Genomic DNA, 16,299 nt, shown 5'->3' on the forward strand with positions numbered 1-16,299 from the left:
CGTAGGGTGGATGTCGCTTTTTACATCCACCGTGGGTGAGTCGACGCGGTGGATGCCGGGTTGTTCGCCCGGCGTTGCCGGGCATGGTGGATCGATGGAGCGTGATCCACCCTACGGCTGGCGGCGTTGCTGCAGGGTCTTCAGGCGCTCGACCACGTAGCGCACGTGCAGGTGCAGCTCGTACAGCTGGTTGGAGTAGGACAGCGGCACTTCCACCGCCGCCAGCTCGTCCTCCAGCTTCTCCAGGCGTTCGATCTCGCTGTCCAGCTCGTCCGGCAGCGAGCCGGCGTGGAGCTTGCGGTCGATCTCGCGCAGGTACTTGTACCAGCGATAGATGCGCGCCCGGATACGCCACTGGTAGATCGGCCCGACGGCCTTGAACAGCGGGATCATCACCACGATCAGCGGGATCAGCAGGATGATGTAGCGGTCGGCCAGCGAGGCGATGCGAAACGGCAGGTAGCGCTGCAGGATCGGCAGGCCCTTGGCGTAGTAGTGTTCGGCATCCTTGTGCAGTTCGAAGGTGCGCGGCTCGGCGCTGGGATAGGCGCCGGCGGTATCGAGCAGGGTGCCGTTCCTCATCACTTCGCGGCTGGCCTCGAGAAACAGCGGCACCAGCCCGGGGTTGAAGTCGTCGTTGACCACCAGGGTGGCCACCGGGGCCAGGGTGACGATGTCGCGGTCCGGTGCGTTGCTGGCCAGGTCGAGCAGGCCTTCGCCGACCGTCACCTGGTTGAAGAACGGCAGGCGCGCCTCGTAGGCCGCTGCGCGACGAAAGTGCGCCAGGGCGATATCGGGGTTGGCGGCCAGTTGCTGCACCAGGGCATTCTCCGCCGGGCCGACGAAGAACGCCGCGTCCAGCTCGCCGGCCAGCAGTGCGCGTGCGGCCTTGCCGCCGCCGATGTTCTGCCAGGTGTCGGGATACTGCTCGGGCAGGATCGCGTTGGCGCCGAGGATGGCGTCGCTGGCAGCGCGGGTGCCGCTGCCCTCGCCACCCAGGCCGAGCTTCAGCGGCAACAGGTCGGCGATGCGGTCCAGGCCGGTTTCACGGCGATAGAACAGCCAGAGCGGCTCCTGATAGATCGCCCCCAGGCTCTGCAGGCGGGTCTGCTCGTCCGGCGACAGCTGCCGTTCCAGGCCGCTTTGCACCAGGCCGATCTGCACGGCCGGGTCATCGGCCAGCAGGCGCTGCAGGTTGTCGCGCGAGCCCGAGGTCGGCACCAGGCTGAGTTCGAAACCCTCCTTGGCCAGTTCTTCCTTGAGGCGTTCGGCGAACTGCTGGTAGGCCCCACCCTGGGTACCGGTGGCCATGCTGGCGCTCATCGGCGGTGGCGGCGCGACGAACTGGAACAGCGCCCAGACCAGGCCGGCCACCACCGGGACGATCCACAGGTTGGCCAGGATCATGATCTTCAGGTCGTTGAGTACGCGGCGCATGGGGCTTCCTTGGAGCTGGGTTCAGGGTAAGGATAGAACCCCATGCGCCCCGAGGTCATCTGTAGCGCGGCTGGCCGGTAGCAATGCGGCTGACGGACGTAGGGTGGACGACGCTTCACCCGTCCACCGACAGCGCCTTGCGCGAAAAGAGCGTCATCCACCCTGCGCCAGCGCCTTGTGCCTGTCGCGCAGGTGGCTCAACAGCAGCAGGACGGCAAACAGCGCCACGGCATACAGGGCGTCGCTGCCGAGCATCACCAGCATTGCGCTGCACAGCACTGCGCTGAGTCCGGCCAGCAGGCGCCAGATGCCATGCAGCAGGCTCCAGCCTGCGGCCATGCTGAGCAGGTAGATCAACACGAAGTTGCCGTTGGCGTAGCGGATCAGGTCATCCACCGACAGTTGCAGCACGGCCGAGAGCAGCGCGCACAGCGCGCAACTGATCACGACCAGCAGCAAGGCCCGGCCGGGAACGCCATGGGCGTTGCGCACGGCCAGCCGGGCAGGCAGGCGGCCCTCGTCGGCCAGGCTCCAGATCAGACGGGCGAAGCCCTGGATGTACACGTTCATCGAGGCGAAGCAGGCCAGGTAGCCGAGCACCGCCACCAGCACACGGGCGCGCTCGCCGAGCAGCTGCTCGAACAGCCGGGGCAGGGCGGTGGTGTCACTGTGCACGTCGCCGTAGGTGGCGAAGCTCAGGACTGCCACCGAACAGGCCCAGTACACCAGGCCGGCGAGCAGCACGCCGAGCAGCAAGGCCAGCGGGAAGTCCCGCTGCGGGTGTTTGAACTCCTCGCCCAGATGGGTGAAGGCCTCGATGCCGACGAAGCACCAGAACATCACCCCCAGCGCCGTCGGCAGCAGGTGCCACTGGCCGTCCAGCGCCGGCAACAGCGGCTGGTCGGCATGGGGCAGGTCGCCCATCCACCAGATCAGCGCCACGCTGGCGACGATGGCCACGGCGATCAGCCCCTGCAGCAGGCCCGAGGCCCTGGGCGGGCGCTGGCCGAGCAGGAGGATGGCGCCCAGGGTCGCCAGCTCGATGATCAGCAGGTCGCTGCGGTCGAGGTCGAACAGGGCCAGCCAGAAGCCACTGGCGATATGCAGGGCCGCCGGCAGGCCCACGGGCAGCACGGCGAGAAACAGCAGGGCGCTGACGCTCTCCATGCGCAGGCCGAAGGCGCGGCCGATCAGGTGCGGTGCCCCGCCCGCGTGGGGGAAGCGCTTGCCCAGCTGGGCGAAGGTGAATGCCACCGGCAGCACCAGGGCGATGAGCATCAGCCAGGCCCACAGCGATGCCTCGCCAGCGGCGGTGGCCGCCAGTGCCGGCACCACGAAGATGCCGGTGCCGAGCAGCGATGTGCTGAGCAGGGCAATGCCCTGCAGCAGGCCCAGCTCCTTGTTGAGTCGACTCATGGGGTATGCTCACGCCTTTGCAGATCCCGCTATGGTAGGCCGCCGCCTGATTACAGGCTGCCGCCTTTCACCGACGAAATGGCGGTTCTTCCCGTCAACCTGATTGCCGCTCGAGAAACACCGTGGACAAGTTCGATCGCCAGATCCTCGCTCTGCTGCGCAGCGACGCGCGTACCTCCGTCAGCCAGATCGCCCGCGAGGTCAGTCTTTCCCGCTCGGCTGTCAGCGAGCGCATTCGCCATCTGGAACAGAGCGGCGTCATTCGCGGCTATCACGCCCAGGTCGCGGCTCCGGGTGAGGGTGGGGTCAAGGCCTTCCTCGAACTGTTCTACCAGAACGCCCGTTGCCAGGATTACGTCGAGCGCATGCGTGAATACCCGGAAATTCGCCACTGCAGCGGCATCAGCGGGGAAACCGACATGCTGGTGCTGGTCGAGGCGCCGAGCATGGCGCGCCTGAGCGAGGTCCGCGCGGCCATCGAGGCCTTCCCGCAGATGCAGCGGGTCAAGACCCACATCGTCGTGCAGGACTGGCCGCTATGAGCCTGCGCGTGCTGCACAGCTCCGACTGGCACCTGGGCCAGCACTTCATGGGCAAGACCCGCCAGGCCGAGCACCAGGCCTTCTGCGCCTGGCTGCTGGAGCAGGTGCGGGCGCATGCCGTGGATGTGCTGCTGATCGCCGGTGACGTATTCGACACCGGTGCGCCGCCCAGCTACGCCCGCGAGCAGTACTACCGCCTGGTGGTCGAGTTGCGCGACGCCGGCTGCGCGCTGGTGGTCCTGGGTGGCAACCACGATTCGCCGGCCATGCTTGGCGAAAGCCGCAGCCTGCTGGCGCAGCTGGGCACCCAGGTGGTGCCGGCGGTGGGCCTCGACTTGGCCGAGCAGGTGCTGGTGCTGAATGATCGCCGCGGCCAGCCGGGCGCCATCCTCTGCGCCATCCCCTTCATTCGTCCGCGCGACGTGCTGGCCAGCCAGGCCGGGCAGAGCGCGCAGGACAAGCAGCAGTCGCTGCAACAGGCCATTGCCGCGCACTACCGGGCCCTGCACGCGCTGGCGCTGGAGCGGCGCAACCAGATCGGGCAGCCCCTTCCGATCATCGCCAGCGGCCACCTGACCACGGTCGGCGCCAGCGCCAGTGAGTCGGTGCGCGAGATCTACGTCGGCAGCCTGGAGGCCTTTCCCACCAGTGCTTTCCCGCCCGCCGACTACATCGCCCTGGGCCACATCCATCGGCCGCAGAAGGTCGGTGGCCTGGAGCATGTGCGCTACAGCGGTTCGCCGATCGCCCTGTCGTTCGATGAAACGCGCCAGCAGAAGGAAGTGCTGCTGCTGGAATTCGGCGAGGCCAGCCTGCAGTCGATCACGCCGCTGGCCGTGCCGGTGTTTCAGCCCATGGCCAGCCTGCGTGGCTCGCTCAAGGAACTGGCCGGCGCCATCGCCGAGGTCGCTGCCCAGGGCACGGGCGAGCGGCCGGTGTGGCTGGAGGTGCAGGTCAGCACCGACGACTACCTCAGCGACCTGCAAGGCCGCATCAGCGCCCTCTGCGAGGGGCATGCCGTGGAAGTGCTGCGCATCCGTCGCGAGCGTGGCAACGCCAGTGCCAGCCTGGCCAGCGCCGCACGGGAGACGCTGGACGAATTGTCCGTCGAGGATGTCTTCGCCAGGCGCCTGCAACAGGAGGTACTGGACGAGGCGGACAGTCAGCGCCTGCTCGAGCGGTATCGCCAGGTGCTGGAGGCCGTGCAGGAACGCCAGGAGCGCTAGGCGCGTGGCGCGGCATTTTGCCCGACAGCGCTGGCCGCGCGGGGCAAAGTCGCTATAGTGCACGCTCTTTCGATCTACCCGTGCTGCGAGGGTGGTGCCGAATGCGGGCGCAGGCTCGCTGGCCGCTGTCCTGCCGTAGCCGCCGCAACTGAAGGATCAGTGTGTGAAGTGTCTGGTGGTATTCGCCCATCCGCTGCAGGACAGCCTCTGTCGCCACCTGTGCGATGAAACCGTCGCGCACCTGGCGGGCAAGGGCTACGACATCGAGTTGCTGGACCTCTACGCCAGTGCCTTCGACCCACGGCTCAGCGAGGCCGAGCGGCAGAGCTACTACGCCGGCGCGTTCGACGCCGGGCACCTGCAGGCTCAGCTGCGTCAGTTGCAGGCGGCGCAGTCGCTGGTGCTGGTCTTCCCCACCTGGTGGTTCGGCTTCCCGGCCATTCTCAAGGGCTGGTTCGACCGCGTCTGGGCGCCGGGCCATGCCTACCAGCATGCCGCCGATCTCGGTGCGATCACTCCGGGCCTGTTGCAGCTGCAGGAGGTGCGGGTGGTCACCACGCTGGGTTCGCCCTGGTGGGTCGACCTGTTCGTCTTGCGCCGGCCCGTCAGGCGGGTGCTCAAGCTCGCCCTGCTGGGGGCCTGTACCCGGGGCTGCAGCTTCCGGATGTTGTCGTTCTACCGCAGTGAGAAGGCCGACCGTGCGCGCGTCGACGCCTTCGTGAGGAAGATCAGGGCGTGTTTCTGAGCGCGCGGACGTGATGCGCCGGCCGTGATGCCGGCGCCTGGCAAGGAGAGTCGTGATGTTGCTACAGGCCAATGGGTTCTTGCTGCTGGGGGCGCTGCTGACGGCGCTGGCCGGCGTGCTGCACTTTGCCTGCATCTTCTGGGGGGCGCGGGGTTTCCAGGTGCTTGGCGCCGGTGAACAGCTGGTGGCGATGGCCGCACGGCGCCACTGGTATCCGCCGGTGGTGGCCTGCGCCATTGGCTGCGTGCTGTTGCTGTGGGCGCTGCTGACGCTGTCTGCCGCCGGCCTCGGCCCGCAGCTGGCGCTGGCGAAATGGGCGGTGCTGCTGATCACCCTGGTCTACCTCGGCCGGGCCCTGGCCTTTCCCTGGCTCAAGCGGGTGATCATCGGCAACAGCGAGCGCTTCTGGCACCTGAGCTCATTGCTGTGCCTGGGGCTGGCGGTGCTGCACGGCGTCGGCCTGGCCCAGGTCTGGCAGGCCGCCTAGGCGCTTCGACAGAGCGAAGAACGGCGGCATGTAGCGTTCGCCAAACCACAAGGAATACAGAGGTCGAGCATGCAACTGACGGAATACCGCGTCGTCACGGCGCACACCAGCGAGTACCCCGAGCCGATCCAGTTCGAGGCCGGCGCCCCGCTGACGCTGGGGGAAGTCTACGAGGGACCGGAGGACTGGCAGGACTGGCGCTTCTGCCACACGCCGGGCCAGGCCGGCGGCTGGGTCCCGCAGCAGATCATCGAGGTGATTGCGGGTGACCGGGGCCGCGCGCGCGAGGACTATAGCGCCCGCGAGCTGGACGTCGTGGTGGGCGAGCGGGTGCTGGCCGGGCGACAACTGAATGGCTGGGCCTGGTGCCAGCGCAGCAGTGGCGACGCGTCGGGCTGGGTGCCGTTGGAAAATCTGCAGGCCGAGGGCGCCGCGCGATGAGCCGCCGACTGTCATCGACCGCGTTGTCCGCCGCAGGGCAGCGCCTGCATGAGCTGCCGTCATGAGCCATGCCTTGATCGCGCCGATGCTGGCCCATGTCGGTCTGGCCGGCTTTCTCTATGTGCTCCTGACCCTGGCGCGTGCGCCCAGTATCTGGGGCATCGGGCGGCGCGCCGATGGCTCGAACCCCTGGGCCGAGGTCGAGCCGCGCATCAGCGCCAACCTGTCCAACCAGTTCGAATGGCCGCTGCTGTTCTACGTCGCCTGCCTGCTGCTGATCCAGGCCGGCGTGCAGTCGCCGCTCGCGACCTGGCTGGCGTGGGGGTTCATCGGCGGGCGCCTGGCACACAGCCTGGTACAGATCGGCACCGGCAACGTGCGTCTGCGCGGCCTGGTGTTCACCCTCAACTTCCTGGCCGCGCTCGGGCTCTGGGCGTTGGTGCTGCAGCGCTATCTGCATGGCTAGCAAACGCATCCTGAGCAAGACGCTGTTGGCGACGCTGCTACTGTCGCTCGGGGCCAACCTCTACCTGGTGTTCCTGGTCGTGCAGTGGCAGGAGGCCTGGACGCAGCAAATACTGACGACCGCCAACCTCGAGCGGTTGTATCGACACTCCGGCGCGGACACCTCTTACGCGGCCCTGCGGCGTCAGGCTCAGGCGCTGTTCTACCGGGTCGAGCCGACCCGCAAGGCTGCCGATCCGATGACGGCTCAGCTCGATGAGCAGGCGTTGAAAGTGGACGGCACCGTGCTGATGTTCAAGGACGGCCTCTACCAGGGTAGCCGGGCCGATCTGCCCGACGGTCTGCGTCATTGGGGAATCGAGATCGGCGACTGACGGCGCGTGACGACGCCGATCCGGCAATAGCGATCTATGCTGTCGATGATGGCAAATGGACAGGGGTGCTAGGGTGCTGACGACACTGGCCCGGTTGCTGGACCCGCTGCATGGGGTGCCGGATGCGACCCGACAGCGTTTCGAGGACTGGTATCGCCAGGCGGCGATTCCACAGATTCGCTATGTCGCCTTCCTGACCATGGGGCTGTACCTGATCTACGCCGCCATCGAGCAGAATGTCGAAACCGATCAGCCCTTCGCACGCTTCATCGTGCATGCGCTGATGGTGCCGGGGGCCCTGCTGGCCACCGGGCTGCTCAGCTTTCGACCCGGCCGGCAGACGCTGATGCTCGGCCTGCTGTCATGCGCGCCCATCGTGTCGGTGCTGTCGAATCTCTACTTCAACTTCGGCTCGTCACGTTTCGCGCTCTACGCGCCGGAAATCTACCTGAACCTGATGTGGACGTTCGCCATCTCGGGTCTGACCCTGAAGCGCGCGATGGCCACGGCACTGGTCTCGCTGTCGGCGATTCTCCTGGTCACCCTCGAACACTCGCTCACCCCGGGGCCGCAGCGCCTGCACCTGATCTGGATTCTCGCCTCGTTCTCCTTCGGGCTGCTCAGCGCCTTCCTGCTGGAGAAGGCGCATAAACGCATGTTCCTGCAGCAGGACAGCCTGGAGCTGAGCGCCAGCCTCGACGGCCTGACCGGGCTGTGGAACCGCTCGCGCACCGAGGCGTTCCTCGCCGACGAGCAGGCCAGGGCCAACCGCTATGGCACGCCGTTCTCGGTGGTGCTGATCGACATCGACCATTTCAAGCACGTCAACGACACCTTCGGTCATGCGGTGGGCGACAGCGTGCTGCGCCAGTTCGCCACGCTGCTGCGCGAGAACGTGCGCGCGGTGGACAAGGTCGGCCGCTTCGGGGGCGAGGAGTTTCTCATCGTCCTGCCGGAGATCGGCTCGCATCAGGCCGTGGCAGCCGTGCAGGCGCTGCGGCGGCGTATCCAGGCGTTCGCCTTCGACACCGTCGAGCGCAAGACCGCCAGCTTCGGTATCGCCGAATACCGCCCAGGCGAAACCCTGGAGACACTGATGGCCCGGGCCGACAAGGCGATGTATCGGGCCAAGGCCAGCGGCCGCGACCGCGTCGAGGCGCTGTAGCGGCATTCGGGCCTGCAGCGCGCGGCGGAGAATGCCAGAATGGCCGCCTCCAACGGCTTTCGACCTGTGCATGAAAATCCTCAGCCTGCGCCTCAAGAACCTCAACTCCCTGAAGGGGGAGTGGAAGATCGATTTCGCCGCCGAGCCCTTCGCCGACAGCGGCCTGTTCGCCATCACCGGGCCGACCGGCGCCGGCAAGACCACCTTGCTCGATGCCATCTGCCTCGCGCTCTATCACCGCACGCCGCGCATGAGCACGCTGTCGGCCAGCGGCAACGAGCTGATGACCCGGCACACCGCCGACTGCCTGGCCGAAGTCGAGTTCGAGGTCAGGGGGCAGGGCTACCGTGCGTTCTGGAGCCAGCGCCGAGCGCGGGACAAGGTCGACGGCGCGTTGCAGGCACCCAAGGTGGAGCTGGCGCGCATCGAGGGTGGCGAAATCCTCACCGACAAGATCCGCGAGAAGGAGAGCCTGACCGCCGAACTGACCGGCCTGGACTTCGAGCGTTTCACCAAATCCATGCTGCTGGCCCAGGGCGGTTTCGCCGCGTTCCTCGAGGCCAACGCCAACCAGCGTGCCGAACTGCTGGAAGAACTGACCGGCACCGAGGTCTACGGGCGGATTTCCCAGCAGGTCTACGAACGCACCAAGGCTGCCGAGCAGGCGCTGGGCCTGCTGAAAAGCCGCGCCCAGGGCATGGAACTGCTGGATGAAGCGCAGCGCACCGAGCTGCAGGGCGAAGCCGAGCGCCTGGCGCAGGAGCAGGCGCCGCTGCTCGCCGAGCAACAGGCGCTGCAAGGGCAGCAGCGCTGGCGAGAAGCCTTGCAGCGTGCCGAGCAGCAGGCCGCCGAAGCGGCGCAAGCCGTGCAACAGGCCCGGCAGCGCCAGGCCGACGCGGGCGATGAGCTGCAGCGCCTGGCTGCCAGCGAGCCGGCCTCGCGCCTGCTGCCCCTGCACCAGGCCTGGCAGCAGGCGCGGCAGGAGCACGAGCGGGCCGAGCACGACCTGCTCGCGCTGCGCGAACGGATGCAGGCCTGCGCCGAACGTGAGCGGCTGGCGCTGTGGCAGGCCAGCCGTTATGCCGCGCACGGTTGTGCCCAGCGTCAGGCCGCGCTGACGCAGCTGCAGCAGCAGTATGCCGAGGTGCAGGCCTGGCTGGGCGAGCGCAGCCAGCATGCGCGTCTGGGCGAGCTGCTCAGCGGCTGGGACGAGCGCTTCACCCAGCGTTCCAGGGACGAGCAGGGCGTGCAGGCGGCGCAGGCGCGGCTGAGCGAATCCGCCACGCAGCTCGCCGCGCTGCAGCGCCAGCGTGAGACGCAGGGCGCGCGTCTGACCACGCTGCAACAGCAGCTGGAGCAGGCGCGCGCTGCCGAGGCGCAGCAGCAGGCCAGCGTGCAGGACCTGCTGGGCGCGGCGGGAGAGGCGGGCCTGTGGCAGGAGGTGCAGGGCCAGCAGGCGCGCAGCCGCGTGTTCGACCGCTTGCAGCAACTGGCGCAGCGCCGCGAGACGCTGGGCGGGCAACTCGCCGCGCTGCCGCCGCGCCTGGCCGAACTGCAGCGTCTGCAGACGGACAGGAATGCCGAGATCGGCGCGCTGCGCGAGCGCTACAAGGCGCTCAAGCAGCAGTGCGCCGACAAGGAAAAGCTGCTGGAGCAGGAACAGCGCATCCACGACCTGGAGGCCCATCGCGCCCGCCTGCAGCCGGGCGAGGCCTGCCCGCTGTGCGGCTCGCATGAGCATCCGGCGATCGAGCAGTACCAGGCGCTGAATGTCTCCGCCACCGAACAGGCGCTGGCGCAGTGCCGCAGCGACCTGGGCGAGCTGGAGAACCAGGGGGCCAGCCTGCGTGACGAGCTGACCCGCCTGGCCGCGCAGATCGAGCAGCTGCACGCGCAGCAGGCCGAGGCCCAGGCGCAGTTGCAGCCGCTGGATCAGCAATGGCAGCAGCAACTGAGCGAGCATGACATCCGCCTGCACGATGGCGCCGAGCTCGGCCCCATGCAACAGCAGCACGAGCAGGCGCTGGCGGCGCTGCAGGCGCGTCTGCAGACCGTGCAACAGCAGCAGGCCGAACTGCAGCGTCTGCGCGAGCTGCGCGAGACGGCCGAGCGTGAGCAGAGCGAAGCACAGCGGCAGCAGGCCCTGCTCGAGCGCGATCTGGACAACACCCAGGCGCGTCTGGCCGAGCAACAGGCCGACCTGAACGATCTGCAGGCCGGGCAGGCGCAGCAGGCCGAGGCATTGCTGGCCAGCCTGGAGGGTTTCGCCAGCGAACTGCCGGCCGACGGCGAGGGCTGGTTGGCGCAGCAGAAGGCGGCCTGGCAGGCCTGGCGCGACACGCAGGCACGCGAGCAGCAGTTGCTCGAGCAGAAGCACGAGGCGCAGCGACAGCTGGACGAGGACCAGGCACAGGCTGCGCAGTGGTTGCAGCGCTGGCAGGCCGCAGGCGTGGCTGACCTGGCCGAGCCTGCAGCCGTGAGCGATTCACGGCAGGCCTGGCGCGAGGCCGCCGAGCGCTTGGCCGCCGCGCAGCGTGAACGCGATGGCCTGGCCGGCAGCGAGCAGGCCCAGGTGGCGTTGCAGGCACGCCTGCAGGCGCGCCTGGATGACTGCCAGCAGGCCTGGCAGCAGGCGTTGGCCGGCAGCCCGTTCGCCGACCAGGCGGCGTTCGAAGCGGCGCTGCTGGGTGATGATGAACGACAGCGCCTGCTGCAGCTGAAGGCCGATCTGGAGCACGCGCACACCCAGGCGGCGACCTTGCAGGCGGCGGCGCAGGCCGAGGTACAGCGCCTCCAGGGCGAGGCGCAGAGCGCCCTGAGCCTGGCCGAGCTGGGCGAACAGATCCAGGCGCTGCAGGATCGCCTGCGTGCATTGAGCGAGCGCCAGGGTGAGGTGCGGGCCCAGCTTCAGGCCGACGCGGCACGGCGCAGCAGCCAGCAGGCGCTGTTCGCCGAAATCGCCGCACAGGAGGGCGAGCATGCCCTCTGGCAGCAACTCAACGGCCTGATCGGTTCGGCCGATGGTGCCAAGTTCCGCAAGTTCGCTCAGGGCCTGACCCTCGATCACCTGATCCACCTGGCGAACCGCCAGCTGACCCGCCTGCACGGCCGCTACCAGCTGGCGCGCAAGAGCAGCGGCGAGCTGGAGCTGGAGGTGCGTGACACCTGGCAGGCCGACGTGGCCCGTGATTGCCGCACGCTGTCCGGCGGCGAGAGTTTCCTGGTCAGCCTGGCCCTGGCCCTGGCGCTGTCCGATCTGGTCAGCCACAAGACCAGTATCGACTCGCTGTTCCTCGATGAAGGCTTCGGCACGCTGGATGGCGAGACCCTGGAGGTGGCGCTGGACGCCCTGGACAACCTCAACGCCAGCGGCAAGACCATCGGCGTGATCAGTCACGTCGAGGCGATGAAGGAGCGTATTCCCGTGCAGCTGCGGGTACACAAGGGCGTCGGCCTCGGCTACAGCCGGCTCGATGCGCGTTTCGCGGTGAAGGAAGGAGCGTAGCGATGTTGATGCGAGCGAAGGATTCCACCCTGCTGGTGATCGACCTGCAGGCACGGCTGTTGCCGGCGATCGACGCGGGCGCGGCGCTGGTCGAGCAGGCCGCCTGGCTGGTGCGTGTGGCGCAGCGCCTCGACGTGCCGGTGATCGCCACCGAGCAGTACCCCAGGGGGCTGGGGGCAACCGACCCCGGCCTGCGCGAACTGCTGCCGGCGCACGGGCTGCGCGAGAAGATCCATTTTTCCGCCACGGCGGGCGCCGGGCTGTTCGACCTGCCGGGAGGCGAGCGCCGCCAGTTCGTGGTGTGCGGTGCGGAGACCCATGTCTGCGTGCTGCAGACGGTACTCGGCCTGCTGGCCGCCGGGCGCGAGGTGTTCGTGGTCGACGAGGCGGTGGGTTCGCGTCGCCCGCGTGACAAGGCATTGGGCCTGGCGCGCATGGAGCGCGCCGGAGCGCTGATCGTCTCGCGCGAGATGGTCGCCTTCGAATGGCTGGAGCAGGCCGGCACCGAGCAGTTCCGCGAGATCAGCCGCACCTTCATTCGCTGACGCGCGCCTGCCCCCGCAGGCTGGGGTGGCCAACTGCGCCTATGCTTAGGCACGGGATCATCAGTCGGTCATTCGCCACGGCCTGCCTGCCTGCCTGCCTGCCGGGCGGTGATACGTTGGAGTGCGGTCATTGTTCAGAACGCTGCAGTGTTGCGTGTTGGGGTTGCTGCTGGGGGCCAGCGTTGCCGCCGAGTCAGCGCTACGGTTCTGCCATGAGGACCAGGATTCATACCCCTGGGTCATGAGCGATGGCAGCGGCCTCAACAAGGAACTGCTCGATCTCGTCCAGCAGCAGCTCGGCCTGCAGTTCACCTATGTGGCGGTGCCCTGGAAGCGCTGCCTGGCCGGCTTGCAGCATGGGCTGTATGACGGCGCTTTCGCCGCCAGTTTCAAGCCCGAACGCCAGCGGATGGGGCGTTATCCCCTCGATGCGGAGGGCCGGCCGGATACCCTCAGGCGCCTGCATTCGTCGCGCTACACCCTCTATCGGCGCGCCGGCAGCGCGGTGTCCTGGGACGGCCGGCGCTTCAGCCATCTGAACGGCCGCGTGGGCTCGCTCAGTGGCTTTTCCATTCGCGACCTGCTGCTGGCCCATGGCCTGGAGGTGGACGAGTCCAGCCGTGACCCGCTGGCGCTGTTGCAGATGCTCGAGCATGGCCGTATCGAGGCCGCTGCCTTGCAGACCCAGCGCGGTGATTTCGTGCTGCAGGCCAATCCCCAGCTCGCGCAGTCGATCGAGAAGCTGCCGCAGCTGCTCGAGGAAAAACCCTACTACCTGATGCTGTCCAATGCGCTGCTGGCGCACGAGCCGGATCTGGCCGAGCGGATCTGGGCCGAGGTGCAGCGCCAGCGTGAGTCGGCCGTCTACCAGGAGCGGAGAGACGCCTACCTGGCGAAGCCCTAGCGCCAGCGGCTCTGGCGCCAGGCCTCGCGCTGGGCGGCGTCCTTGAATGTCCAGGCCACCAGACGGCTCTGCTTCTGCCCCTGGGACATGCCGAGAATGCGCACTTCGCTGGCGCCGGCCCTGGCCAGCCAACCCTGCAGCAGTTCCACGTTGCCGCCCTTGGACACCAGGCTGCTGAACCACAGCACCTGCTCGGCGACCTGCACGCTCTCGCTGGCCATGCGCTTGAGGAACGCCGCCTCGCCACCGGGGCACCACAGTTCGGCAGCCTGGCCGCCGAAGTTGAGCACCGGCAGCTTGCGTTTCGGGTCGAGTTTGCCGAGGTTGCGCCATTTGCGCGTGCTGCCACGGGTGGCGTCCTCGGCGCTGGCGTGGAAGGGTGGGTTGCACAGGGTCAGGTCGATGCGCTCGTCCGCTTGCAGCAGGCCGACAAAGACGTGCGCCGCATCGCTTTGCTGGCGCAGTTCGATGGCACCCTGCAGCGCGCGGTTGGCCTGCACGATGGCGCGTGCCGAGGCCAGTGCCGCCGGCGCGATATCGGCGCCGATGAAGTGCCAGCCGTATTCGCAGTGGCCGATCAGCGGGTAGATGGCGTTGGCGCCCACGCCGACGTCCAGCGCCTGAATCGCCGCGCCACGGGGAATCTGCCCCGCGTTGTCGGTCGCCAGCAGGTCGGCGAGGTTGTGCAGGTAGTCGGCGCGGCCGGGAATCGGTGGGCACAGGTAACCATCGGGAATGTCCCAGTGGCGGATGCCGTAGTACTGCGCCAGCAGCGCACGGTTGAAGACCTTCACCGCTTGCGGATTGGCGAAGTCGATGCTCGGCTTGCCATAGGGGTTGCTGATGACGAACTGGCCGAGTTCCGGGCTGGCCTTGATCAGCGCCGGGAAGTCGTAATGTCCCTGGTGGCGATTGCGCGGATGCAGTTCGCCCTTGCTCGGCGCCGTCTTCACGGCGGCGGGGGTGGGCTTGCGTGGGCGTTTCGGTGGCTGTGGCATGGACGAGCTTCGGGCTGGCGGGCGGCGATTTTCCCACAGTCGGGCTGGCCGTGCAGCCGGGGCATCGCCTGGTGGCATCCGCAGGGAGCCTCTGGAAACCTGGGCGAGGCGGTCAGCACCAGGCAGGAACGAGCGAAGAACGCTCGGAGTCGCGCCCGACTTCGCCTGCGCTGAATGAGCCGTTCGGGCGCAGCAGTTTCCAGCGCTTGCCTACAGCGGGAAGATCAGCGGCACCAGCGCCACGCTGACGATCATCACCAGCAGGGTGAAGGGCACGCCGATGCGCACGAAATCGCCGAAGCGGTATTGCCCGGGGCCCAGTACCAGGGTGTTCACCGGCGAGGAGATCGGTGTCATGAACGCGGCCGAGGCGGCCAGGGCCACGGTCATGGCGAACGGCAGGGGCGAGGCATCGAGCGCCTGCGCGGTGGCGATCGCCACGGGCGCCATCAGCACCGCCGTGGCGGTATTGGAGATGAACAGGCCGATGACGGCGGTCAGCACGAACAGGCTGGCCAGGATCAGGCGCGGCCCGGCATCGCCCAGGCCACCCACCAGCCCCTGTACCGCCAGTTCGACGCCACCGGTCTGTTGCAGCGCCTGGGCGAAGGGCAGCATGCCGACGATGAGGATCAGCGTCGGCCAGTGGACCGCGCGGTAGGCGCTGTCCAGATCGATGCAGCGAAACGCGCCGAGCAGCAGGCAGGCAATCAGCGCGGCCTGCACGTTGGGCACCAGGCCGCTGACCATCAGCAGCACCATCACCGCCAGGCTGAGCAGGGCATAGGGCGCCTTGCGCGCCGCCGGTGCCACCTCGGCGACCTCGGCTGGCAGGCTGAGCACCAGAAAATCGCGGCTCAGCCCCTGCAGGCGGTGGATATCGCGCCAGGCGCCCGCCACCAGCAGGGTATCGGAGGCCTTGAGCTTCTCGTCGACCAGCAGCCCCTCCAGGGCGCCACCCTGGCGACGCAGGCCGACCACGTTGAGCTTGTGCCGCGAGCGAAAGCCCAGCTCCTGGATGGTCTTGCCCGGTAGCTGCGACTCCGGCGGCAGCGCCACCTCGGCCAGGCCCAGCTCATGCGCGTGCAGGCTGAAATACGAGTGCGGCAGCGGCATGGGCTCCAGGCCGAGGGCCTGGTAGCTGCCGAGCAGGCCGATGGCCGGGCTGGCGATATCCACCAGCAACACGTCACCGGGCTCCAGCAGGGTGTTGCCGCTGGCCATCAGCAGCAGGGTACGCAGGCGTTGCCGGCGCTCGATGGCGATGACGTTGATGCCGTGCTCGCGGCGCAGTTGCAGTTCGTTGAGCACCTGGTTGGCCAGCGGCGAGTCCGCCCGCACACGCAGGCGCCGCTCGCGCTCGCCGAGGCGATAGCGCTCGGCCAGGTCGGCCAGGGTCAGGCGCGGCGGTTCGGCATTGCCGCCGGCCTCGGTGCGCACCAGCCAGCGGCGGGCCAGCAGCATGTAGCCGATGCCGAGCAGGAGGATGGCCAGGCCGATCGGGGTGAAGGTGAAGAAGTCGAAGCCCGCGAGGCCGGCGCGTCGCAGTTCGGCGTGCACCACCAGGTTCGGCGGCGTCGCCACCAGGGTCAGCATGCCGCTGATCAGCCCGGCGAAGGCCAGCGGCATCATCAGGCGCCCCGGCGCCAGGCGCAGGCGAGCGGCGACGCCGAGTACCACGGGAATGAAGATGGCGACCACGCCGGTGGAACTCATCACCGAACCCAGGCCGGCCACGGCCAGCATCAGCAGGATCAGCAGGCGCGTCTCGCTGCTACCGGCCCTGGCCACCAGCCAGTCACCGAGGCGATAGGCGATGCCGGTACGCACCAGGCCGTCGCCGATGACGAACAGCGCGGCGATGAGGATCACGTTGGCATCGCTGAAACCGGCCAGGGTCTGCTGCAGGTCGAGTACACCGGTCAGCGGCAGGGCGACCAGCACCAGCAGGGCGACCACGTCCATGCGTGGCTTGCCGATGACGAACAGGGAGATGGCGCCGGCCAGCAGGCCGAGCACCCAGAGAAGATCGGGATTCATCGCAGCTCC

15 protein-coding genes are annotated in these 16,299 nt (G+C 68.3%); 11 read left to right on the forward strand and 4 right to left on the reverse strand.

Features of this window, described 5'->3' with window-relative positions; translation table 11 throughout:
• Positions 1-111: 111 nt before the first annotated feature.
• On the reverse strand, positions 112-1,437 hold the full coding sequence (locus E4487_RS03700; RefSeq protein WP_134676962.1) for a TAXI family TRAP transporter solute-binding subunit: 1,326 nt from the start codon (positions 1,435-1,437) through the stop codon (positions 112-114).
• A 153-nt stretch (positions 1,438-1,590) separates the two neighbouring features.
• Positions 1,591-2,853 carry an L-methionine/branched-chain amino acid transporter gene (gene yjeH / locus E4487_RS03705; protein ID WP_175252741.1) on the reverse strand — a complete coding sequence of 421 codons (1,263 nt, stop codon included), beginning with the start codon at positions 2,851-2,853 and terminating at the stop codon, positions 1,591-1,593.
• A gap of 122 nt (positions 2,854-2,975) precedes the next feature.
• Between yjeH and E4487_RS03710 the strand changes: the two genes are divergently transcribed.
• The 11 genes from E4487_RS03710 to E4487_RS03760 all read left to right on the forward strand — a co-directional run bounded on the left by E4487_RS03710 (position 2,976) and on the right by E4487_RS03760 (position 13,252).
• Positions 2,976-3,395: an Lrp/AsnC family transcriptional regulator gene (locus tag E4487_RS03710; RefSeq protein WP_037049681.1), complete on the forward strand. Its 420-nt coding sequence runs from the start codon at positions 2,976-2,978 to the stop codon at positions 3,393-3,395.
• A complete protein-coding gene (gene sbcD, locus E4487_RS03715; RefSeq protein WP_175252742.1) occupies positions 3,392-4,621 on the forward strand; it encodes an exonuclease subunit SbcD in 1,230 nt (409 codons plus the stop codon). Before E4487_RS03710 ends, sbcD begins: the two co-directional genes overlap by 4 nt.
• Positions 4,622-4,784: 163 nt before the next feature.
• On the forward strand, positions 4,785-5,366 hold the full coding sequence (locus E4487_RS03720; protein WP_175252743.1) for an NAD(P)H-dependent oxidoreductase: 582 nt from the start codon (positions 4,785-4,787) through the stop codon (positions 5,364-5,366).
• 55 nt (positions 5,367-5,421) lie between these two features.
• Positions 5,422-5,853: a hypothetical protein gene (locus tag E4487_RS03725; protein WP_037049674.1), complete on the forward strand. Its 432-nt coding sequence runs from the start codon at positions 5,422-5,424 to the stop codon at positions 5,851-5,853.
• 69 nt (positions 5,854-5,922) lie between these two features.
• The gene (locus E4487_RS03730) at positions 5,923-6,294 is read left to right on the forward strand and encodes an SH3 domain-containing protein (RefSeq protein ID WP_152489463.1); all 372 of its coding nucleotides are present in this window, start codon (positions 5,923-5,925) and stop codon (positions 6,292-6,294) included.
• 61 nt (positions 6,295-6,355) lie between these two features.
• Positions 6,356-6,760 carry an MAPEG family protein gene (locus E4487_RS03735; protein ID WP_037049667.1) on the forward strand — a complete coding sequence of 135 codons (405 nt, stop codon included), beginning with the start codon at positions 6,356-6,358 and terminating at the stop codon, positions 6,758-6,760.
• The gene (locus tag E4487_RS03740; RefSeq protein ID WP_175252744.1) at positions 6,753-7,133 is read left to right on the forward strand and encodes a hypothetical protein; all 381 of its coding nucleotides are present in this window, start codon (positions 6,753-6,755) and stop codon (positions 7,131-7,133) included. Before E4487_RS03735 ends, E4487_RS03740 begins: the two co-directional genes overlap by 8 nt.
• Before the next feature lie 73 nt (positions 7,134-7,206).
• Entirely contained in the window at positions 7,207-8,298 is a 1,092-nt protein-coding gene (locus tag E4487_RS03745) for a GGDEF domain-containing protein (protein WP_333984747.1), read from the forward strand.
• A 70-nt stretch (positions 8,299-8,368) separates the two neighbouring features.
• On the forward strand, positions 8,369-11,803 hold the full coding sequence (locus E4487_RS03750) for an AAA family ATPase (RefSeq protein ID WP_175252746.1): 3,435 nt from the start codon (positions 8,369-8,371) through the stop codon (positions 11,801-11,803).
• Between the two features lie 2 nt (positions 11,804-11,805).
• Positions 11,806-12,348 carry a hydrolase gene (locus tag E4487_RS03755; protein ID WP_134676968.1) on the forward strand — a complete coding sequence of 181 codons (543 nt, stop codon included), beginning with the start codon at positions 11,806-11,808 and terminating at the stop codon, positions 12,346-12,348.
• A 130-nt stretch (positions 12,349-12,478) separates the two neighbouring features.
• On the forward strand, positions 12,479-13,252 hold the full coding sequence (locus E4487_RS03760; protein WP_175252747.1) for an ABC transporter substrate-binding protein: 774 nt from the start codon (positions 12,479-12,481) through the stop codon (positions 13,250-13,252).
• Here the strand turns inward: E4487_RS03760 and rlmF are convergent.
• Both rlmF and E4487_RS03770 read right to left on the reverse strand, forming a co-directional pair.
• Positions 13,249-14,250, reverse strand: a complete 1,002-nt coding sequence (rlmF, locus tag E4487_RS03765) for a 23S rRNA (adenine(1618)-N(6))-methyltransferase RlmF (protein ID WP_175252748.1) — start codon at positions 14,248-14,250, stop codon at positions 13,249-13,251. The two genes, E4487_RS03760 and rlmF, sit on opposite strands and share 4 nt — an antisense overlap.
• 210 nt (positions 14,251-14,460) lie before the next feature.
• A complete protein-coding gene (locus tag E4487_RS03770; protein ID WP_175252749.1) occupies positions 14,461-16,290 on the reverse strand; it encodes an SLC13 family permease in 1,830 nt (609 codons plus the stop codon).
• Positions 16,291-16,299: the final 9 nt, after the last annotated feature.

The organism is Pseudomonas sp. BMW13, from assembly GCF_013357275.1.
Taxonomy (GTDB): Bacteria; Pseudomonadota; Gammaproteobacteria; order Pseudomonadales; family Pseudomonadaceae; genus Aquipseudomonas; species Aquipseudomonas khazarica.

Coding starts and splice junctions, on each gene's coding strand:
- E4487_RS03700 (WP_134676962.1), bottom strand. CDS start 1,437: ATGCGCCGCGTACTCAACGACCTGAAGATCATGATCCTGGCCAACCTG.
- yjeH (WP_175252741.1), bottom strand. CDS start 2,853: ATGAGTCGACTCAACAAGGAGCTGGGCCTGCTGCAGGGCATTGCCCTG.
- sbcD (WP_175252742.1), top strand. CDS start 3,392: ATGAGCCTGCGCGTGCTGCACAGCTCCGACTGGCACCTGGGCCAGCAC.
- E4487_RS03725 (WP_037049674.1), top strand. CDS start 5,422: ATGTTGCTACAGGCCAATGGGTTCTTGCTGCTGGGGGCGCTGCTGACG.
- E4487_RS03730 (WP_152489463.1), top strand. CDS start 5,923: ATGCAACTGACGGAATACCGCGTCGTCACGGCGCACACCAGCGAGTAC.
- E4487_RS03735 (WP_037049667.1), top strand. CDS start 6,356: ATGAGCCATGCCTTGATCGCGCCGATGCTGGCCCATGTCGGTCTGGCC.
- E4487_RS03740 (WP_175252744.1), top strand. CDS start 6,753: ATGGCTAGCAAACGCATCCTGAGCAAGACGCTGTTGGCGACGCTGCTA.
- E4487_RS03750 (WP_175252746.1), top strand. CDS start 8,369: ATGAAAATCCTCAGCCTGCGCCTCAAGAACCTCAACTCCCTGAAGGGG.
- E4487_RS03755 (WP_134676968.1), top strand. CDS start 11,806: ATGTTGATGCGAGCGAAGGATTCCACCCTGCTGGTGATCGACCTGCAG.
- rlmF (WP_175252748.1), bottom strand. CDS start 14,250: ATGCCACAGCCACCGAAACGCCCACGCAAGCCCACCCCCGCCGCCGTG.
- E4487_RS03770 (WP_175252749.1), bottom strand. CDS start 16,290: ATGAATCCCGATCTTCTCTGGGTGCTCGGCCTGCTGGCCGGCGCCATC.